Raw genomic sequence first — 22,056 nt, 5'->3', positions numbered from 1 at the left:
AACAGGACGTGCTCACAACCGGAGTGTCGTACCGGATAGATATGTATGGAACCGGCGAAACGAAATTTTCTGTGGTTAATTCCTGCTGCATGTTTATTGTGGCCTGGTTTGCGGCTGCTCGTTGACAGTCGATGCACGGCCGCTCAAACCAGCCCGTCCGGCGATTCTTTACCGCAACAAAATATTGAAATACGTTCTGACTCGCGGACTGCTGTGGACGCAGTTTCCTCAGCGGGATTTGAGCATCAGCCGCCGTTTGTAGCAGCTTTCGATCGGTTTGCCCGTTCTGGGGACGTGGATTCTGTTACTGCTGGCCGATTGCTGCTGAATGAATTGAGCTGCACCGCTTGTCACACGACTGAAAATGCCGGACTGAGTCCCAAACGGGGTCCCCGACTGGATGGAGCAGGAAATCGTTTGAATCATGACTGGATTGCCCGATTTCTTGCCGGTCCGCAAGAAGTGAAACACGGTTCAACAATGCCTGCGATGCTGAACGGACTTTCTGAAGAAGTCCAGGAACAGTCGATTCGGGCACTGGTTGCATTTCTGGCAACACTGACGGAACCATTTCCTGAAATCAAAGGAACCGGCAGGAGACCTGTTCCCGGTGAGTTTTGGAAACTGGGCGATCCTGCGAATGGCCGACGGCTGTACCATCGTCTTGGCTGTGTGGCCTGTCATGAGCCTGATCAAGACTATGAGACCGTGGTCACCAAAGCTACACCGCTGGATGAACTGCTGAGTCAGCTCGATCCTGAAGAGCTCCGCGAAGCCGGATTGCTGTCAGCAGCCCGACCGGTGGAATCCGTCCCGCTGGGGGATCCCGCGCAAAAGTACACTCGTCAGTCCTTGACACATTTTCTCCGGGATCCGCATCGGATTCGTCCCGGGGGACGCATGCCGGATTTCCAGCTTCGTGTGATGGAAGCAGCCGACATTGCCGCGTGGCTGCTTCGGGAACAGTCCGCAGTTGCCGGATTATCACCCGGTGCAGACGTGACCAGTTCTTCAATTGTCAGTCAGGGCCGGCAACTGTTTTCCGAACTACGCTGTTCCAGCTGCCACGCGGTGGACGGTCTTGATGCCCCGTTACCCGCAACGTCTCTGAAGCATCTGGATTTGAGCAGTCGGCGGCAGTGCATCGATTCGGAAAGTCACGGACTGCCTCAATTCTCTCTGGATGGTCCTCAATTAGCAGCAATTCGGAGTGCGATTGAGGATGCCAGGACGGAACACGTCTCGGCCGAGGCCTCTGATCAGTTGCAGCTGACGATGTTAACGATGAACTGCCTGGCGTGTCATGAACGTGACAGATACGGCGGGGTGGGACGTAACCGCAAGGGATATTTTGAGACGTCTCGTAATGTGGATATCGGCGACGAAGGAAGACTGCCACCGTCACTGACCGGCGCCGGTCGTAAGCTCAAAACCGGCTGGACGGAACTTGTTCTGCAGGGGAAGGGATCTCTTCGCAGCCACATGAGTATTCGGATGCCGGTTTTTTCCGGGCCTCAAATCAACCGAATTCCTCTACTGCTTGCAGCGACAGATTCCGGCGGTGGCCAGCCAACGGAAGACGATGTGTTTGGTGATCTGACAGATCTGGCAGAGGCGGGACGTGAGTTGCTGGATGTCGGCTGTGTCCAGTGTCATTCACTGCGGGGCGAAGTGCTGCCGGGTGTCATCGGCACGGAGCTTGAGGGAGTCGCGGAGCGTGTGCACCCTCAGTGGTTTCACGACTTTTTGCTGAATCCGGTCCGGCTCAAGGAACGCACACGCATGCCTTCCTTTTTTCCCGGGGGCAGAAGTCAGAATTCAGCGGTGCTTGACGGGAATCCGGAGCGACAGATAGCTGCAATGTGGATGTATCTGAAAGGAATTGAAAATTATCCGCTGCCTGCGAAACTTGAACAGGCGCGTTCTCAGCAGTTCGAACTGAAACCTGCCGATCGACCCGTCCTTCTGAGGACATTCATGGAACGCGTGGGCACTTATGCCATCGCTGTGGGATTCCCTCAGCGCGTACACTTTGCGTACGACGCAGAGCAGATTCGTCCGGCGCTGGCGTGGAGGGGACGGTTTCTGGATGCGCAGAGCACCTGGTTTAACCGATTTGCTCCACCGGCAAATCCACTGAGTACTGACGCAATCGACCTGCCGGAGGGTGTGTCACTGGCGTTTCTTAACAGTCCCGATGATGCCTGGCCGCTGCCGATGATGCCGGATTCAGGGACGGGGCAGACAGACGGTCGTTTCCTGGGATTTCGTCTGGACCGCAGCGGTATTCCCGTCTTCCGCTATCGCATCCGTCACGTCGATGTGGAAGATCGCATGGTGCCTGGTGATCAGCAGCTGATTCGCAGATTGCACATCAAACACCGTGCACCAGCGGAACGGGATCAGCAACTCTGGCTGCGCAGTCATCGGGCCACAACACTGGAACGTGTTGGCAACACATCCTGTCGCAGTCAGGACGGACTAACAGTCACGCTTGACGATGGACTTGCCGCCCAAAGTGTGCTTCGCGACACTCAGGAGGGGATGGAGTGGATTGTTCCTTTGTCATTCGATCAGGAACTTACGCTGGAGGTACAGTACCGATGGTGAAACGGACCATTTCCCTGATTCTTTGGGTGGTAACTTGTTGTTCGATACCCTGTTCAGAAGCAGCGGTGGAGAACGATTACTATCGGTTGATTTCCGTCACCACGTCCGCATCACCAAGTCACTCACGGTCCAAGAACTGGAAGCCGGCTCCGGAGGGACTGGCGCTGGAAGTGGGCGGACTGGCGGTTATTGATGATCAACGCGTTGCCGTTGCGATTCGCAAGGGAGAAGTGTGGTTTCTGGACGGAGTCTATGACGATCCGCCAAAGAACGTGACGTTTCATCGCTTTGCTCAGGCGCTTCACGAACCGCTTGGATTGCTGAAAATTGGTGACGTGTTCTATACCGCCCAGCGTACCGAACTGACGGCACTCAGAGATACCGATCATGATGGTCGGGCCGATGAATATGAAACGGTGGCCAGGGGCTGGGGATTGACGGGTGGCTATCACGAGTATGCTTTTGGACCGGTTTTGGATCGCCAGGGAAATCTGTGGATCACACTCAATATTGGAATGGGAACGCCGAAATGGCGGTTCAGTCGAACAGTCAACGATGCCCCTTTTGGCTATGTTCAGGCTCGCTGGCGCGGCTGGGGGATGAAGGTGACTCCGGACGGTGATCTGGTTCCGGTTTGTGCAGGGATGAGATCACCGTGCGGGATCGGAATGAACGATGCCGGCGACATGTTTTATACGGACCAGCAGGGTAACTGGGTGGCTACGAATTCGTTACACCACATGCGTGACGGAGCGTTCTTTCATCATGCCGAAGCTCTGGCATCGATGAAACTGACGGGATCGCGGATCAGCGGAGTGAAGCAGGTCCCCGATGGTCTGCCATATCCTCAGGCATTACAGCAGTTTGAGCAGCTTCGTCCGCCTGCTGTGTGGTTTCCCTACAAAAAGACCGGGCAATCCGTGACAGATATCATGCTGGACGAGAGCGAAGGCAAATTCGGGCCGTTTGCCGGACAGCTGTTCATCGGAGAGTTTAGTCAGGCGGGGATGCTGCGTGTGTTTCTTGAAAAGGTTGATGGTGAATATCAGGGGGCCTGTTTTCCGTTTCGGTCCCGATTCGCTTCGGCAGTACTGCGATTGGCGCAGGGCACCGATGGCAGCGTGTTCGCCGGGCTTACTAATCGCGGCTGGAGCAGTCTGGGAACGGCGGATTATGGTCTGCAGCGTGTTGTGTGGACCGGACGCACTCCGTTTGAAATCAAAGAAATGAAAGCATTATCTGACGGGTTTGAACTGGTGTTTACCAAGCCGGTGGAGGTTCGTTCTGCAGCTGATCCGGTGTCATATGAAATAGCCAGTCATACCTATCTTTATCATTCTACTTACGGCAGTGACGAAATTCAGAAGCAGAACCTGAGTGTCGATCAGGCGACCGTTTCGGATGACGGACGACGAGTCCGATTGAGAGTGCACGGGTTACGGGAACTGTTTGTGCATGAGCTGATTGCAGACGGTGTGCGGAGTCGCGATGGCGAGGAACTTCTGCATTCCTCCGCATGGTACACCTTAAACCATATTCCGAAGTGAAGTGCCGTTGTGCCGGAAAACTACGTGTGGAGATTTGTCGTCGTTGGCTGTGGCCGTATGGGGCAGGCCCATGCTCAGCTGCTGCAGCAAGATGAGCGGGCCCGCGTGATCGGAGTCTTCGACCCGTCAGAATCTGCGGCCATTCGATTGCGGGATCAATGCGGTCCGGATGTCGCTGTGTTTAGTTCATTCGAAGAGACGCTCGCTTCCGACAGCGATGCCGTGGTGATTGCGACACCGACTGGCTGCCACCACGATCAAATTGCCGGTGCACTGTCGGCCGGACGGCATGTGCTGGCTGAAAAACCACTGGCCCAGGGGCGGCAAGAAATTGTAAACCTGATCAGAATGTCGGAGTCTGATCCTCAACGCCACTGTGTGCTGGGGTATCAGCGTCGTTTCTGGAAGAACCATCGTTTTCTCAAAGAGGAAGTGGCAGGCGGAAATTGGGGAAACGTACGATCGGTTACGTTTGTCAATAACGAACACTGGGAAGCCGGGATTGGTCAGACATGGCGGGACGATCCGGCCATGAACTTCGGTGGGTTTCTGGGTGATGCCGGCAGTCACAAGATCGATGCACTGATGTACATCACCGGACGTCACCCCGATCGTCTGTTCGCGATGACTCAGAATTCCGCCAGTCACGTCGAAATCATTGCCACTGTCACCGGAACACTGCACGGAGGGATTCCATTGACGCTGGCGTTCACCGGAAACGCCCACTCTTATTACGAAGAGTTACTGATTCACTGCGATGACGCGGATTTGATCCTTCGGGATGATCGAGTGTTCATCGCACGCCGGAACGTGGTCAGTCCGGTGGAGTTGCCGACTGATCAATCCGGTCCGCTGTCCACGGCCAATCCGGTTAGTGGTCTGCTGGATATTCTGAGTGGAGTTGCCTCGAATCCTGCGCCGTTTTCATGTGCTTTGTCTGTTTTTGATGTCACCGCTGCGATTCTGCAATCTGCCGGAGAAGGACAGCCGGTGAGTCTTACGTAACTTTGCTGAGTCATCCTGCGAGACACACAGGGAACGATCGTTTTTCCATGTGGTTGTTTCACCCGATAGAACGTGTCGGGTGATCGTCGGATCGAGGATGATCATTTCAGGGCCGGACACTGTGCGGTCTTCTGTAACATTGCCGGTCCGATTGAGTGAGCTGCAATGCCGCTGATCAAACGCCTGATGATACGTCCGAGGTGACCTGTTGTTTCAGGAACAGATGGCCTGTGCCTGCGTAACCGGTCGCAGTATTTCTGAGCGGAGTTACGCCTGTTCCTTCGCCAGTTGCTGGCGTTCCAGAAGTCGTTGATTGTAGGCTGCGATCGTTTCCTTTCGCCGCAACATGCCCAGCAACGTGTCTGGTGCTTCAACGCTGAGCACCGGCAGTTCATCCAGGTTCAGAGCTGTGAATTTTTGCATAGCCACGTTTAGATCGTCGCCAGGTGCCACGCTTAAAAATGGTGACGTCATTACGTCCGCAGCATCCGCCAGCTGCCAGATGGATTCATCGTAAAGATATCGTCGGACGTCATCTGTTGAAAAGATCCCGACCATCGTTCCGGTTTCATTGACAACTGGAAAGTAGTGTTGCTGGGTACGAGTCAGCAGTTGAAGAATCGATGCCAGCGGCATCGATTCCGAGACGGTGTCGATTTGTCGATCCCGGCGATAGACATCGTTAACCGTGATTCCTTCGAGGACATCAATCAGGAAATCGCCGCGATGAGCCGGAGATTCCAGTCGGTTTCGGACCTGACGGTCGTACAGCGTCCATCGTTGCGACATCAGGAAACACAAAGTTGATACCCACATCGCGGGCAGCAGCAGCTGATAACTGCCTGTCATTTCTGACACCATGATGATTGTGGAAATGGGAGCATGAGCGCAGCCTGCAAAGAATCCGGCCATACCAACGACTCCAAATGCTCCCGGATGAATCTCATGAGGCCAGTACATGCCGGTGATTTGACCAATGGCGACTCCCACGCAGCCTCCAATCACCATTGATGGTCCGAACACACCACCAGAGCCGCCGGAACTGATCGTCAGTGAAGTGGTGATGATCTTTGCAGCAGCCACAGTGAGCAGGATCGAGATACTGATGTCACCCGGTGATTTGAGTGCTGTTTGCAGCAGCCCATAGCCCGTTGAGAGTACGGCCAGTGTCTGATCGTTGCGGTCGTGAGTAAAGTACAGCGCGATCGCAGTCAGACCGGCGAGGCCGGCTCCCAGTGCTGGTCGGACCATTCGTGGGCCCGGTAGTCGCGAAAATACTCGATTCAATTCGTGAAAGCACCGTGTGTACAGGAATCCAACTCCCACCAGTACGAGCGCCAATGCGCTGTACGGCAACAGTTCGGCGATGGAACGCATCTCAAACTCAGGAAGCACGCCAAAGACATGTCCGAAACACAGCTGATCCGGCAGGAATAGCCCATAAGCGGAGTAAGCCACGATCGAGGCGATTGCTGACGGAACAATCACTTCAGATTCGATATCTGATTCTCGATAGAGTATCTCACCCGCGAACAATGCTCCGGCCAGGGGCGCCCGAAATACGGCCCCCACACCGGCTCCCATTCCGGCTGCCAGCAGGATGCGGCGATCCCGTGCTGAGAGGTTGAGAAACTGACCGATACTGGATCCAACGGAAGCTCCAATCTGGGCAATCGGACCTTCCCGGCCTCCGGAACCGCCCGAACCCAGAGTGAGGGCCGATGCCACAGTTTTGATCACGGCAATTCGGGCGGATACCGTACCACGCTGGTTATGAAACGCATCAATTGCTCCATCGGTGCCGTGCCCTTCTGCTTCCGGGGCAAACCGATAAACAAAGAAACCGGAAATCAATCCACCCAACACCAGTACCATCAATACAGCAGTCAGCGAAATAGCCGAGGGATGATGTTCAAACAGGTGGTATTCTCCATCCGCTCCACCCGTCTGAAATCCGCTCGCGTACCACAGAACGTAGTGACTCACGGCTTCTGTCAACACCTGGAAAACGATGCCCGAACAGCCCGCAAGCAGGCCAACAACGACTGACAGGATCAGCCAGCGGCCGGACAGGAGATCCGACAGGGATTTTCCGAGACCTACACGCCTGGTCATGAATGTTGCCAAGCCGTTTGAGTTCGTCGGTCGAGGTTAATTCAAAGGACGTAAAACTGTGGGTAACCTGTGACCCGATCGGTTGTGTCCCATGACCGGATCATCGATCCCGTTCCGGCGCGTCAGTTCAGCAGGACAAACAGGCAACGGGCATTTGCAGTCCGATGGACTGAGTTCAGCGGACTGCGCACCAAACAGAAGGGACGAAGCATAGTCTGCTTCGTCCCTGTGTTTTGTGAGGTTGTCGCCTGTTTCTCAGACACTGGACGTCGTCTTTGTCATTACTATTGACCAAAACTGCCGGATCGTCCCCGCGACGGAACAGTCGTGATCACTTCTACTGTGCTGTTTGATTCAGTTGCATTGGCTGTTTTTTCCCGGACGCGCCCTGTTGCGGTGGCGACCAGCAGTTGAGCTCGTTGCAGTTGCTGGGGACGGAAATAAGCTCGCTTGCGACCTGCGGAAACCACGATTTTTCCGGCAAGGTCATTCCAGCTCATGTTGTCGGTCCGTGTCCATACTGCGGCCTGAGCAGATTCATGATTTAGGCGACCCGTGCCCACCATGGTGATCAGTTCAGTCAACACTGGGTCTGTGGTGTAACTTTCGACTCGAACCATCTGCATCCGCGTTCGCGAATTTGGCTCCGGTTTACCGTGGTTCAGGCAAACAGACCCGTAGGGCAAACGAACGGTTTTTTCAGGTGGAATTGAGAAAAATCCCTGGCCGCCTCCGCCCCCGGCACCCCCAAATCCTCCACCTCCACCTCCACCGCCGGCACCGCCGCCGTCGTTACCAAATCCTCCGCCGGTACTCTGTTGGCCACCTCCCATTCCTCCGGCACCACCCATTCCTCCGCCAAGACCACCACCACCAAACTGTTTATTGATCTGAACAGCGACAAACGCCTCTGGCAACTCAACGGTCAGAGGTTCATTGCTGGTGTTTTTGATCAATACTGAACCTCCCCGGGCATTTCTGGCAATGACTGTTGTCTCAACATGGCCTTCGGCCATGGCGTCAAACAAGTCAATTCGGTCTGCCGTTGGGTCAAATCCCGGGTGGGTAATCGGGCGGTTACGCTGAACCTTACCGGCATTGACGAATGCCGTCCCGAACAGCAGCAGTCCACTGAGGCAGATGGCCCCGGAAATGTGTCGATGACTGCACAACATAGGTGCTAACTCCTGCGGAGATGAATGGTCCGAGCACGAGATTCAATCGGGGACGAACTGTCCCCATGACATGCCAAACATTAATTTGAACTTTAGATCTGTGAGTTTATCGCCTGATTCCACCGATTCACAATAAAAAACATTGTGATACGGTGACGTCAGGTCCAGGAACTGCCCAGCCACTCCGACAGCGAAGAGCCTCATACCTGCGGTTACTTTGTCGGTTTCCACGGTTGAACGGCTGTTAGCCTTTGGTGCCGTTCGGAATTACGATGAGAGACCACACAGTCCCTACAACGCTCACGGTATCCCCTGGATTATCCTGGCGGGGTTAAATTGCCCCGTTGCCCTGACGCACATATTTGATCCGGCCGATGGATACCATCATGAGCAAACCGGCAGAAGGCTTTGGCGGAGGCTTCACCGGACAGGTTTTTAAAAAACCGTATCGCAATCATATAACTATATTATACATCTGTGGTGGATGACCGCAGAATCACATTCAGGGAGGAAATGACAATGCTCGTGCTATCCAGACAGCGCGACCAGACAATCGTGATCGGCGAATCAATTCGCATTACCATTGTGGGGGTTCGAGGTGACAAGGTGTGTGTCGGAATTGATGCACCCCGCGATGTGACTGTCCATCGTGAAGAAGTGTACGAGGCGATTCAACGTGAGCGAACGGATGTTGAAGTCTCAACAAAAGTCTGATCGGTTTGAAGTGATGCCGGCCATTTGATCTGGACAGCCAGCAATCACGACAGACGGTGTGCCGACCTGCACACCGCATTCCGGCGGACTAGTCAAACAGAGGAGGGGGACGCCCTTCCTCTGTCACATGGATCCCTCCACGCCAAATAACGACATTATCTTTGTTTCCACGGCGCGATGGACCAACAGTACGACATTGTCACCGGTCTGGAGCTGATCACTGGCTCCGGGAACCTTCACGTGCTCTTCACGTTCGATCGCGGCGACCAGACATCCGGTCAGAGGCAGTTCCCGCAGTGGTGCCCGGGTTGCTGCGACATGAGGGCGGATTTCAATCTCCCAGATATCGGCCGTATCTCCGGCTACCGGTGAGCGTTCTGTGACCGGTCCACTGGCGATCAACCCGACGATTTGTCGTGCCATGGCCTGCCGTGGACTGACGGCTACGTCCACACCCAGTCGCTCCAGCACATTGGCGTAGTCGGGGCTGCGTACAATCGTGAGCAAACGCGGGCAGCCGAGTTCCTTGGCCTCAGCGCCGCATACAATATTTTCTTCGTCATGGCCGGTGCAGGCCACAAAAACATCAGCGCTGCCCACCCGGGCTTCCTCCAGGTCCGCACGATTTCTTACATCGGCAAGCAGTACAGTGCATTTTGGTAATCTTTCTGCAATGAGTTCGCATCGCGTTTGGTCGGATTCCAGTACGGTTGTCTGACATCGGGTGGGTTCCAGAATCCGGGCAAGATTGAGTCCTGTTTCTCCTCCGCCGGCGATCACTACACGGGGACGAGTTGATGTACGTCCTTCGAACATGGCTGTGACGTTTTGCAGTTCGTCATGGCTGCCGATCAGGGTCACATGGTCATCCACTTCAACGGCATCAGTCGCTCCGGCAATGAAAGATGTCTGCTTTCTGCTGATCACGCCAACGCGTACGCCGCGTGGCAGTTTCAGGTCGATCAGAGGAATCCCGATAGCTTCAGCGCCAGGGCCCACGATGATTCCCACAACTTCCACGCCCCCTCGCATGAAATTCTCGACGGTCACCACAGACGTACTTCGAATGTGTCTGGCGAGTTCAAGTGCGGTCAGATGTTCAAGGCTGATCAGTCGATCGACCGAAAAATGTCTCTGATAATCAAACGTACTGTTGTCTCTGAGAATCGGGTTGAACACTCGGGCGACACTGCGGGACGCTCCCATGTTCCGGGCCACACTGGCACTCAGCAAATTGACTTCATCCCGGCTTGTCACAGCCAGACACAGGTCGGCAGTCAGTACGCCGGCCTGAAAAAGTGTGGCCGCGTCAAAAGCTGATCCGCAGACGGTCTGCACATCGAAACGTTCTTCCACTCGACGCAGAACATCCACCTGTTCGTCAACGACGCACACGTTGAGTCCCCGGCCGCACAACAATTCTGCCAGCGACTGGCCAACCGTTCCTGCCCCCAGGACCACCACATTCATGGGAATTCTTCCAAATCGGGTCACAACTCCGGCAAACAGTGCTCGGAAACTCTTTAAATACCTTCAAAGCTGGCGATATTCTTTTGAGCTTTAGATCGAATTTTGCAGATTCATGGCAACAATGTCGAATCGTCTCTACGTGATTTCGTCCGTATGTGTTCTGAAATCGTGTTAATTTCGCACCAGGAATTGCGTTATTTGCACAAAATGGTGCAACGCTCATTGAATCATCGTGCCCGGTGATGGCCTTAATTATGTGGATCAAAATCTGTGGAATCAGGAATTTTGACGATGCGGATACGGCTGCTGCGGCCGGTGCAAATGCGATCGGTTTCAATTTCTATCAGGCCTCACCACGATACGTGTCACCCGACGCTGCCAGGGCGATTGTAAACAGAGTGAACGGTGTCGAGTTTGTGGGAGTGTTTGTCAATGATTCGGCCCGAGATGTGGCAAAAATCGTTGAAGACGTGAGATTGACAGCTGTTCAGTTTCACGGTGACGAGACGATCACTGAAATTCAGGAGTTTCAACAACTTTGTCCGCAGGTTCCGGTCATACGGGCATTCCGAATCGGGGCCGGGACTGAGTCTCTGAAATCACAGCTGCAGACGTTCAACGGATTGCCGATTCCTCTGAACGCTGCTCTGGTCGACGCCTGGAGTGCTGCCCGTTACGGTGGCACAGGTCGGACTGTGAATGCAGATTTACTTGAGAGTCATCGGCAATGGATTTCGCGACTGATTCTCGCAGGAGGATTGACACCTGATAATGTCGTGCAGGCAGTGTCCGCCACCCGGCCGTGGGGAGTCGATACAGCCAGTGGTGTGGAAATTTCGCCCGGAGTCAAATCAGCGGACCTTGTCCGAAAGTTTGTGTCGGTCTGTCGGCAGGCGTTGCCTGGATCATCTGACAGCCTTTCGGATCTGTCGGACACCGGTACATGATTGTGGATGCCGGATCGGAAACGCGGCTCAATCCCTGCGGGTGGTTTACGGCGGAGGATGCAGCGGTAACTATCTGGCTAACCGCTTTCGAAACCGGCAGGTTTGAGGGTTACAGTCGGCAGCAAGTACAATGTTGTCAGTTGAACAGGGGGTGTTGTGTTCCTGTGTCCACTGTCGGGAGCCGAAAGGAAGTTGGCTGCCGGGGGCCGGAAGGAACTGTCGGGTGCACAGGCCATGATCCGTCCAGATGGTTTTACGTGTGATGGCTTCAGGTGACCAAACATGTGAACCGGAGACATTTCGATTGATCCGCTGCAGCGCGGCCGGTGAATCAGAATCCCGCCGTAACCCTTTGTTATATTCTGCCGACATTTGCGGTTTGTACCGTCTCGATCAATAGCTGCAGTGTGATCCTCAATGATAGAATTTCAACGTTATTAACAGTTGATGTGCACGGAGTTGCCCAATGAATAAATCGAGCATGATGGCAGCAGCTGGCGAATCTCAGCAGGAGAAAATCCGTGTTCTGCGGCAAATTGAACGTAAGGTGCTGTGGCTGTCTTCGTGGATGATCCACAACGCGAATCACCTGCGGGAAAATATGGACGGATTGAAAGTCGGTGGCCATCAGGCTTCGTCTTCATCGGTTGCCACGATTCTCACCGCGTTGTATCTGGACGTCCTGAATCCTGAGGATCGTGTTGCCGTCAAGCCGCATGCCAGTCCGGTCTTTCATGCGATTCAGTATCTGTTGGGAAATCAGACACGCGACAGACTGGAAAAATTTCGGGGATTTCAGGGGGCACAGTCCTATCCGTCACGTACCAAGGACGACGACGATGTTGATTTTTCCACGGGGTCAATGGGACTTGGCGTAGCCCACACTGCATTTTCCAGTCTGGTCCAGGAATACGTGCGAAGCAAAGGCTGGATTCAGGAATCTCAACAGGGACGTATGATTGCACTGGTGGGAGATGCCGAACTGGATGAAGGTAATGTGTTTGAGGCATTGTACGAAGGCTGGAAACATGGATTGAAAAATACCTGGTGGATTGTTGACTACAATCGGCAGAGTCTGGATGCCGTGGTCACGGACCGTTTGTTTGGTCAGATCGAAAGCCTCTTCCGCATGATGGACTGGGACGTCCTGGTTCTGAAGTATGGAATTCCGCTGCAGGCTGCGTTTCGGAAACCTGGCGGTGCAGAACTTGAACGATGGCTGGATCACTGTCCAAACTCTCTGTACTCCAAACTGGTCTACAGTGGTGAGTGGCGGGATCAGATTTTGTCCGATCTGGGGACTGCGCCGCAGGTGGTTTCGCTTCTTGACGAATACGAGGGGCCGAAACTGCATCAGCTGATGACCAGTCTGGCGGGTCACGATATGGAATTGCTCTGTGACACGTTCCATCGCCTCGATAACGATGTGCCCAAATGCGTGATTGCGTATACCATCAAGGGATACAACCTGCCGATGGCCGGTCACAAGGACAATCACGCCGGGCTGATGAGCGCCCCGCAGATGGAAGAATATCGGAAAGAAACCGGGATTGCTGCCGGTGAGGAATGGGAACGTTCGGCTGGGCTGCAGCTGTCAGAAACCGAACTGGATGCGTTTCTGCGGCGTGTGCCGTTCAACCAGTCCGGATCGAGACGTCATGCGGCACCGCGGCTGCCGGTTCCGGAAAATGTTTCGGCTCGGTTTGATGCGGTCACTTCAACGCAAAAGGGATTTGGCCGGATCTTGAATTCGCTGGCTCGCACGGGGGGACCGCTGGTCGATCGGATTGTGACGACAAGTCCGGACGTCTCCGTGTCGACCAATCTTGGTGGATGGATCAGTCGTCGGAATGTGTTTTCCCCCAATACGCTCGATGAGCACAGCCCGCAGACTGATACGCCGTCGATGCTCAAGTGGAATTTGTCGCCGGGCGGCCAGCATCTTGAACTGGGGATCGCAGAAAACAATCTGTTTTTAATGCTGTCCGCACTGGGACTGTCCCACGAACTGTTCGGAGAGCGACTGATTCCGATAGGGACAATTTACGATCCGTTTATCAATCGCGGCCTCGATGCACTGAACTATGCCTGTTACCAGGACGCCCGGTTCATTCTGGTGGCGACTCCCTCCGGGATCTCACTGGCGGCCGAAGGAGGACTTCATCAGTCGCTGGGGACGCCACTGACCGGCATGGCACAGGACGGCCTGGCTGCATTCGAACCGGCGTTTGTTGATGAACTGTCGGTGATTGTCCGCTGGGCCTTTGACTACATTCAGCGCGACGGTACCGGTACGCAGAGTTCCACCTGGCTGCGTGATGCTCGAGGGGGATCTGTCTGTCTGCGTCTGTCGACACGGCCGGTGCAACAACCTGAACGCACGCTGTCGGATGAACAGCAGCGGGCGGTTGTGGATGGCGGCTACTGGCTGCGTCCGCCGGAACCCGGTGCCCGGCTGGCAATTGTTTACACCGGAGCAGTCGCACCGGAGGCCTTGTCCGCTTATGAACGTTGTCTTTCTGATACTCCCGGTGCGGGTCTGCTGGCAGTTACCTCGGCGGATCGTCTGAATGCCGGATGGCAGGCCTCACACCGATCCGATTCAACCGATACAGAGAGCTGCTGGATTGAAGCTCTGCTTGAACCGCTTGCCGAAAATGCCTGCCTGGTCACTGTGATCGATGGTCATCCTGCCACGCTGTCCTGGATTGGCGGCGTTCGCGGTCATCGAGTGGAATCCCTGGGTGTCGAGCACTTTGGACAGTCGGGAAACCTACCCGATCTTTATCGGCATTACGGTCTGGATGCCGATTCTATTTTGCGCTGCTGCCGGCGGCTTTGTGGCTGATGTGAGTTTTCTGAAGATGTTGGGACTGCAAAACACATGAACAAAGAATGGAGCAGTCGTTTTGTTGAATCAGCCGTGCGCTGAATCGGACAGTCCTTCAGGATACGCAGCCGTTCAGCCTGAGTAATTCCGGACGGGCTCCTCGAATGGTCATCCGAACCGAAAATCGGCAGCCGGACGGTCGTCACGGACCCGACTTCCGGTAACAATACGGGGAGACCAGAAATATGTTTTGCACTCCTGTTAATCGAGACCTGCAGATGGATGCTTCGGCCCCGGAAGCCCTCAAAGAGAAACTGACCCCGATCCTGGGACGAATACCCAGTGGTGTTTTTATTCTGGTCGCCGGAAACGAGGCCGGAAGACAGACCGGAATGCTGGCCAGCTGGGTTCAACAGGCATCATTTGAGCCTCCTCAGGTCACCGTTGCGGTAAATAAAACCCGATTTCTGAATGAATGGCTGACCGCCGGGGCACCAATTACGCTGAATCAGGTCCGGAAAAAAGACCCGGCGCTGTTTCGACATTTCGGCAAAGGTTTTGAACCTGATGTCGATGCCTTTGACGGAATCCAGTCTGAAGATTCGGACTGCGGACTGCCTCAGCTTCCTGACGCCATGGCAACACTGGAAGGACAGGTTGTCTCACAAATGGAAGCAGGGGATCACGTGATCTACCTGATCACGGTTACGTCCGGGAAAGCTCATGAAGATCCTGCAGCGTTTGACCCGTTTGTTCACGTCCGCAAAAACGGTTTCAGCTATTAGCGAGTTGGGAACGTCGATCACCAGTGTGCTTGACGTCAGATCAGTTCGGTGATGAGGCCGCTTTCCTCGAGCACATACCGGGGGCGACCGGCAAGATCGACGAATGTCAGGCCCGGATCAATCCCGAGGTGGCGATAGATCATTGCAAGCACATTTTCCGGGCGATACGGTGCTTCAGTGGGTAATTCACCTTTGGAATTCGAGGCACCAACAATTCCGGGGTTCAGACCACCACCGGCAAACAGCACGCTCATCACATCGCCCCAGTGGTCGCGGCCGGCGTTCTGATTATATCTTGGTGTACGTCCAAACTCACCCATGGCAACGACCAGGACCTGTCTGTCGATGCCACGATCGTACAAATCACGGACCAGGGCGGCGATGCCCTGATCATACGCGGGCGCTCGTTCCTTCAGACCGCGGGCCAGCTGTCCATGGTCGTCCCATCCCGTCACTCTGACGGTGACGCAGGTGACCCCGGCTTCCACAAGTCGTCGGGCCATTAGTAAACTTTGTCCCGTAGTATGTCTTCCGTATTTGTCCCGCAGCGTGTCTGATTCGGTCTTAATATTGAACGCCGCTCGCGCCCGAGGACCGGTAACCATTTCGAGTGACTGTTTTCTGAACCGGTCAATTGCGGTGGACGAACCCTGCAGGTCCAACATCCGCCGCCGACGATCCAGTGCCGACAACAATCCGCCACGATCGCCAAGACGGACGTCAGTCAGGCCGGACGCCGGTGCCAGGTTTTGAATACGAAACTCCGGTTGATTTGGATCAGCCACTGTTTCGAACGGATTATAGGATTTTCCCAGATACGATGCGTGTCCGTTGCGCATCACCTGGGGAATCGCCACATAGGCCGGCAGCCCGCTGACGTTGGCTCCACGAACTTTGGCGACGACGGATCCGAAACAGGGCATCGTGTCTGCCGAAGACCGTCCACCCTTTGGACCTCGTTTATAGTAGCCTGTCTGCGCCAGGTGACTCGACGGGTCATGACTGTTTGACGAATGGTGCACAGAGCGAACGATTGATAGTTTGTCCATCAATTTCGCCTGTTCAACCATCAATTCACTAAACAACACGTCTGGTGTACTCGTTGAGACAACACCAAATTCTCCACGATACTCAGCCGGGGTATTTGGTTTTGGATCGTAAGTTTCAAACTGTGACGGACCTCCCGCCAGTTCCACAAAAATGACAGATCTGTCGTCGGTCGCCTGTTCCGCTGCGCAGGCAGCACGCAGGCTCAGTACGTCGGGCAGGTAAAGTCCGGCCAGACCCAGGTGGCCGACATTCAGGAAACTCCTTCGGTCAATCCCGTCGCAAAACCTTGATTTCTCGCCGGTGAGTTGGAGCATGGCGATCTCCGGAAGTTCTTCGTATGCCTCGCGAAATTACCCGCATTGTATCACGGACCGGGACTCAACACAGCATCTGCAGGGCCATCCGATGGTCAATTTTCTCTGTCAGGGAACACGCGTGTCAACCTGGCTTCAGTGGCATGACTCCGTACCGGTTATCGCGGTGTTACTTTGTTCCGGCAGACAGACCATCGATCCCGCTCAGGCAGGGTCGTAGCCCAAATTGGGGGCCAGCCAGCGTTCGGTGTCTTTGACGGTCATCTGCATGCGACGTGCGTAGTCTTCGATCTGATCCTTTGTAATGCGGTCGACACTGAAATAACGGCTCCGGGGATGCGAGAAATACAGGCCACACACGGAGGCGGCCGGCCACATGGCACAGGAACTCGTCAATTTAATACCAACAGAAGATTCCACATCGAGCAATTCCCACAACCGACGTTTTGGCAAATGATCGGGACACGACGGATATCCGAATGCCGGGCGTATGCCCTGGTATTCTTCCTTGATCAGCTGTTCTCGCGACAGATCTTCAGACGTTTCGTATCCCCATTCCCGGCGCACACGTTGATGCAGGTACTCAGCGAATGCCTCGGCGAGGCGGTCAGCCAGTGCTTTGACCATAATTGACTGATAATCGTCTCCTGCGGATTCGAACTCACCGGCCAGTTCATCACATCCATGACCGGCAGTCAAAGCAAATCCGCCGATGTAGTCGGGGTAGGACACGGCTTCATTCAGTGGGGCAACGTAGTCCGACAGACAACGGAAAACGTTTTGCCCTTTGCGTTCCCATTGTTGCCGAAGCATGGGGAATTCCATCAGTTTTTCTGAACGTGAACAGTCCGTCCATAAAACGATATCGTCTCCGCTGCTGTTGGCGGGCCAAAACCCGTAAACAGCTTGCGCCTGGAGACTCCTGTTCTGCAACAGCTGCCTGAGTAGCTGTTGAGCGTCGTTAAACAGTTTTTGGGCTTCTTCGCCAATGATGTCGTCGTCGAAGATCTGAGGATATTTCCCAACCAGCTGCCAGGAGGAAAAGAAAGGTGACCAGTCGATAAAGGGCACCAGTTCGGTCAGTGACAGAGAACCAGTGAGCCTGGTTCCGGTGAAGGAAGGCTGTGGAAGATCAGCGGGATTCCAGTCCGGAGTAAATCGTTGTTTCAGAGCTGTTTTGTACGGAATCAGGGTGGCCTGCTGCCGTTGTCCAAAGGCGGCACGAGCACGGTCCTGAGAATCCAGATTCTGCTGTACGAACGCCGGTCTGGAATCGGAATCCAACAGGGCTTCCACGACCCCCACAGACAGAGACGCATCACCAACATGCACAATCGGATGATCATAGACCGGTGCGATTCTGACCGCCGTATGTTTTGCGCTGGTGGTCGCCCCCCCAATCAGCAGCGGCACGTTCCAGCCCTGTTCCTGCATCGTACGGGCCACCACGATCATTTCTCCCAGTGACGGTGTGATGAGACCGCTGAGTCCAATGATGTCGGCGTTACATTTTTTTGCCTCTTCCAGAATGGTTTCACACGGTACCATCACACCCAGGTCGATGACCCTGAAGTTATTGCACCGCAGAACCACGGCGACGATGTTTTTGCCGATGTCGTGAACGTCTCCTTTCACTGTGGCGATCAGAAACGTCCCGCGACTACTGCCTGTGGAGTCAGCAGTTTCCGTTTTCAGCCCGGCGGCTTGGACAATTGCAACCGCTTCATCCCGCGTACCGATAAACAGTTCGTCATCATTGAACCGACTGCGGTCATCGCCGGCCACTTTTTCGGCTTCCATGAACGGTTCAAGCCATGCGACGGATTTCTTCATCACACGGGCGGACTTTACCACCTGAGGAAGGAACATTTTTCCTGCACCGAACAACTCTCCCACTACGTTCATTCCGTCCATCAGCGGTCCCTGGATGATGTCCAGCGGACGACAGTAACTCAGACGCGCCTCTTCTGTATCTTGCTCGATGAAATCGGTGATGCCTTTCAGCAGAGCATGTCTCAGACGCTCTTCGACTGTTCCGTTTCGCCACTCCTGAGTCTTTGTGATTCCTGCCGCTTTTTCTTTGACGGTTTCTGCGTATTCAATCAGCCGTTCGGTGGCATCGGGACAGCGATTGAGCAGCACATCTTCGACGTAGACCAGCAGTTTTGGATTAATTTCATCGTAGACTTCCAGCTGAGTTGGATTGACGATTCCCATATCAAGACCGGCATCGACCGCGTGATACAGGAACGCTGCGTTCATGGCTTCACGGACAATATTGTTTCCCCGAAAGCTAAAACTGATGTTGCTCACACCGCCCGATGTTTTCGCTCCTGGACATTCCTTTTTGATCTGACGCACGGCTTCTATGAATTCCACTGCGTAGTTGGCATGTTCTTCCATGCCGGTTCCGACAGTCAGAATATTGGGGTCGAAGATGATGTCTTCCGGTGGGAATCCCGCTTCCTCTGTCAGCAGGCGATAGGCCCGCCGGCAGATCCGCACTTTATCGTCGCAGGTGGTGGCCTGTCCGGTTTCGTCGAAAGCCATCACAATCGCCGCCGCTCCGTAGCGACGAACGGTGCGAGCCTGTTCAAGAAATTTTTCCTGCCCTTCCTTCAGGCTGATGCTGTTGACAATGCTCTTTCCGTGAACGCATTTGAGTCCCGAGACAATGACGTCCCAGTCGGAACTGTCGATCATGATCGGCACGCGGATATTTTCATCATGAAGAAGCCACAGGAACTTCTGCATACAGCGCGGACCGTCCAGCAATCCTTCGTCCATATTGACGTCAATGACATTGGCGCCGCCTTCCACCTGATTTCGGGCAATGCTGATGGCTTCGTCGTATTTTTCTTCACGAATCAGCCGGGCAAATTTTCGTGATCCCGTGACGTTGGTGCGTTCGCCGACGTTTAGGAAGTTTGTTTCCGGACGCAGTGTCAGACAGTCGAATCCGGAATAGGTGGACCACCCGTTACCCTGAGGAATTCTGCGGGGGGCAATCCCGTCTACTGCTTCGGTGATCCGGTGGATATATTCGGGCGTATTTCCGCAACAGCCGCCAACCACGTTCACGTGGCCCGCTTTGGCAACACTGTGCATCATTGATGCAACTTCAGCAGGATTACTGTCGAAACCTCCCATACCGTCCGGCATACCGGCATTCGGGTAACACGTGACGTAGCGGGTTGCCATTCCGGACAGTGTTTCAAGATAGGGTTTGATTTCCTTAGGCCCCAGGGCACAGTTGAGTCCGACGCTCAGCGACGGGAAGTGTTCAATGGAGGTATAAAAAGCTTCCACCGTCTGGCCAAGGAGTGTGACACCACCTGCAAAGACAGTTCCGGAGATCATCACGGGGACTTCGCGGCCCAGTTCTTCGAACACTCCGGAAATTGCAAACAGACACGCTTTTAGATTGAGAGTGTCGAAGCTGGTTTCAGGCAACAACAGGTCAACACCGCCCTCCATCAGTCCGCGAATCTGTTCCGCATAGGAATCGACCATCCGGTCAAAAGTGAACGGTCGGGTGCCCGGCTCGTCAGCATTCATAGACAGCTGAACTTTAGTCGGTCCAATACTGCCGGCCACATATCGTGGCTTGCCCGGATTGGCCGCGGTCGTTCTGTCGGCCACGGATCGGGCCAGTTCAGCTCCGACCCTGTTGATTTCGCGAGTCAGATGTGAGAGCTCAAATTCTTCCAGTGAGATGACATTGGCGTTAAATGTGTCGGTTTCAATGATGTCGGCTCCGACATCGAGGTACTCCTGATGGATTTCGGTAATCCGCTGTGGCTGAGTCAGTACCAGCAGGTCCGTGGCATTTCTCACGTCGATGTGGTGATTCCTGAACCGCTCTCCCCGATAAAATGCTTCATCCGGTTCTTGTGACATGATCAACGCACCCATTGACCCGTCGATGACAAGGATCCGCTGGTCCAGCAGTTCACAAATGTCGGGTCTGGTATTCATTTCACGAGGATCTTGCCGGAAGGTGTCTGGTTGCCAGGAAGAATTCAGGTGACCGGTAACCGCGTGGAAAGTGATCGAGGTCCTGAAACAGTGACTGTAGTTTATCGGACGGTCCCTGACGGGCTACACTGCGAATCAAACCGTGTCACAGAGTTGAACATTTTGCCGAAGAAATCAGTGGTTTTGATCGATACCAGGAACTAACAGACGTTAATCGCTGTCTATGTGGCTTCCTGATTGCCGGAACGTACTTCGATCGGTCGTTTGCCGGTCGGGTTATCCGTCACTGTTACGGTATTTCAGTATAATTGTGAGTGTTACCTGTTCGTTTTACCATCAGCCGAAATTCCCGCCGATGCGTTTTCAGACAAAAGCTGTGCATACAGGTGTTCACAAGGACCAGCAGTACAACAGCGTCATTACACCGATCTATCCCAGTTCGACGTTCTACTGGAACAATCTGGAGGAAACCTCCGGTTATGATTACACGCGATCGGGGAATCCGACTCGAGATGCGCTGCAGGAAAATCTGGCTGCTCTGGAAGGCGGCGCCGGATGTGTGGCCACCTGTACGGGAATGGCAGCCGTCCACTGTGCAATGTCACTGTTCGGACCGGATGATCATCTGATTGTTCCTGCAGATGTTTACGGGGGTACGTTCCGACTGATCAGTCGGTTTCTGGTCGAAAAAGGAATGACGTTTACGTTTTTGGATATGACGGACCTGGATTCGGTTCGCAGCGCGGTGACTTCGAAAACGCGAGGGATCTGGATCGAGACTCCCAGCAATCCCATGATGAAGGTCATTGATCTGTCAGCGGTGGCACAGATCGGTCGTCAGTCCGGTCTGCTCACACTGTGCGACAACACCTTTTTGTCTCCCTATCTGCAACGTCCGTTTGAGTTTGGTATTGACATCGTGGTCCACTCAACGACCAAGTACATCAACGGACATTCGGATGTGGTCGGAGGAGCAGTGATCGCGAAAGAGGACAAGCTGGCGGAACGTATCAGCTGGATCTGTAATGCGGCGGGCATGGGCTGCTCTCCATTCGATGCCTGGCTGGTTCTGAGAGGGGTTAAAACACTGGGCTGCCGCATGGAAGCTCAGGAGCGCGGAGCACGCAAAATTGCCGAGTGGCTGGAAGCACATCCTGCGGTTGAAAGAGTTTACTATCCGGGTCTGGCGTCGCATCCTCAGCATGCGCTTGCCAGCCGGCAGCAGGATGGATTCGGAGCCATGCTTAGTTTCGACGTCAAACAGGGACGGTCGGTTGCCGAACGTGTCTGTATGGAGACGAAGCTGTTTGACGTAGGTGTGTCACTCGGGGGTATCGAAAGTCTCATTAGTTTTCCGGTCACGATGAGTCATGCATCGATGTCGGAGGAAGGACGAACGGCTGCGGGAATCACTGACAGCACTGTCCGGATTTCTGTGGGCCTGGAGGATCCTGAGGATCTGATTTCTGATTTGCGACAGGCATTCGAAAGTTCATAGGGCCATATATCGAGAGCG

General features: G+C 54.4%; 13 protein-coding genes. 8 read left to right on the top strand and 5 right to left on the bottom strand.

Annotated features, from left to right (window positions below):
• The first annotated feature begins 45 nt into the window (after positions 1 to 45).
• The 3 genes from MK110_17155 (at position 46) to MK110_17145 (ending at position 5,162) form a co-directional block, all read left to right on the top strand.
• Complete coding sequence (locus MK110_17155; GenBank protein MCH2213035.1) at positions 46 to 2,610, top strand: cytochrome c; 2,565 nt, start codon at positions 46 to 48, stop codon at positions 2,608 to 2,610.
• Between the two features lie 65 nt (positions 2,611 to 2,675).
• The gene (locus MK110_17150; GenBank protein MCH2213034.1) at positions 2,676 to 4,157 is read left to right on the top strand and encodes a hypothetical protein; all 1,482 of its coding nucleotides are present in this window, start codon (positions 2,676 to 2,678) and stop codon (positions 4,155 to 4,157) included.
• A 9-nt stretch (positions 4,158 to 4,166) separates the two neighbouring features.
• Positions 4,167 to 5,162 (top strand): Gfo/Idh/MocA family oxidoreductase, encoded by a 996-nt coding sequence (locus MK110_17145; protein MCH2213033.1) that lies wholly within the window; start codon positions 4,167 to 4,169, stop codon positions 5,160 to 5,162.
• A 267-nt stretch (positions 5,163 to 5,429) separates the two neighbouring features.
• Here the strand turns inward: MK110_17145 and MK110_17140 are convergent, their stop codons facing one another.
• Together MK110_17140 and MK110_17135 are read right to left on the bottom strand one after the other, a co-directional pair.
• Positions 5,430 to 7,277 (bottom strand): chloride channel protein, encoded by a 1,848-nt coding sequence (locus MK110_17140; protein ID MCH2213032.1) that lies wholly within the window; start codon positions 7,275 to 7,277, stop codon positions 5,430 to 5,432.
• 284 nt (positions 7,278 to 7,561) lie between these two features.
• Positions 7,562 to 8,452 carry a hypothetical protein gene (locus MK110_17135; protein ID MCH2213031.1) on the bottom strand — a complete coding sequence of 297 codons (891 nt, stop codon included), beginning with the start codon at positions 8,450 to 8,452 and terminating at the stop codon, positions 7,562 to 7,564.
• 519 nt (positions 8,453 to 8,971) lie between these two features.
• On the opposite strand from MK110_17135, the gene csrA reads away from it, so the two are divergent.
• Positions 8,972 to 9,166 (top strand): carbon storage regulator CsrA, encoded by a 195-nt coding sequence (gene csrA, locus MK110_17130; protein ID MCH2213030.1) that lies wholly within the window; start codon positions 8,972 to 8,974, stop codon positions 9,164 to 9,166.
• Between the two features lie 123 nt (positions 9,167 to 9,289).
• Here csrA and trkA read toward each other — a convergent pair whose 3' ends face one another.
• Positions 9,290 to 10,636: a Trk system potassium transporter TrkA gene (gene trkA / locus MK110_17125; GenBank protein MCH2213029.1), complete on the bottom strand. Its 1,347-nt coding sequence runs from the start codon at positions 10,634 to 10,636 to the stop codon at positions 9,290 to 9,292.
• Between the two features lie 242 nt (positions 10,637 to 10,878).
• Here trkA and MK110_17120 point away from each other — a divergent pair, with 242 nt between their 5' ends.
• The 3 genes from MK110_17120 (at position 10,879) to MK110_17110 (ending at position 15,198) form a co-directional block, all read left to right on the top strand.
• Positions 10,879 to 11,583 carry a phosphoribosylanthranilate isomerase gene (locus tag MK110_17120; protein MCH2213028.1) on the top strand — a complete coding sequence of 235 codons (705 nt, stop codon included), beginning with the start codon at positions 10,879 to 10,881 and terminating at the stop codon, positions 11,581 to 11,583.
• 466 nt (positions 11,584 to 12,049) lie between these two features.
• On the top strand, positions 12,050 to 14,431 hold the full coding sequence (locus tag MK110_17115) for a hypothetical protein (protein MCH2213027.1): 2,382 nt from the start codon (positions 12,050 to 12,052) through the stop codon (positions 14,429 to 14,431).
• Between the two features lie 227 nt (positions 14,432 to 14,658).
• On the top strand, positions 14,659 to 15,198 hold the full coding sequence (locus MK110_17110) for a flavin reductase family protein (GenBank protein ID MCH2213026.1): 540 nt from the start codon (positions 14,659 to 14,661) through the stop codon (positions 15,196 to 15,198).
• A 35-nt stretch (positions 15,199 to 15,233) separates the two neighbouring features.
• Here the strand turns inward: MK110_17110 and MK110_17105 are convergent, their stop codons facing one another.
• Both MK110_17105 and metH read right to left on the bottom strand, forming a co-directional pair.
• Positions 15,234 to 16,562, bottom strand: coding sequence for a DUF1501 domain-containing protein (locus MK110_17105; GenBank protein MCH2213025.1), 1,329 nt, complete (start codon positions 16,560 to 16,562; stop codon positions 15,234 to 15,236).
• 204 nt (positions 16,563 to 16,766) lie between these two features.
• Positions 16,767 to 20,540, bottom strand: coding sequence for a methionine synthase (gene metH / locus MK110_17100; protein ID MCH2213024.1), 3,774 nt, complete (start codon positions 20,538 to 20,540; stop codon positions 16,767 to 16,769).
• 355 nt (positions 20,541 to 20,895) lie between these two features.
• Between metH and MK110_17095 the strand changes: the two genes are divergently transcribed.
• A complete protein-coding gene (locus tag MK110_17095) occupies positions 20,896 to 22,038 on the top strand; it encodes a PLP-dependent aspartate aminotransferase family protein (GenBank protein ID MCH2213023.1) in 1,143 nt (380 codons plus the stop codon).
• Positions 22,039 to 22,056 lie beyond the last annotated feature (18 nt).

The organism is Fuerstiella sp. (assembly GCA_022447225.1).
Classification (GTDB): domain Bacteria; phylum Planctomycetota; class Planctomycetia; order Planctomycetales; family Planctomycetaceae; genus S139-18.
This window is presented reverse-complemented; position numbering and strand designations above follow the sequence as displayed.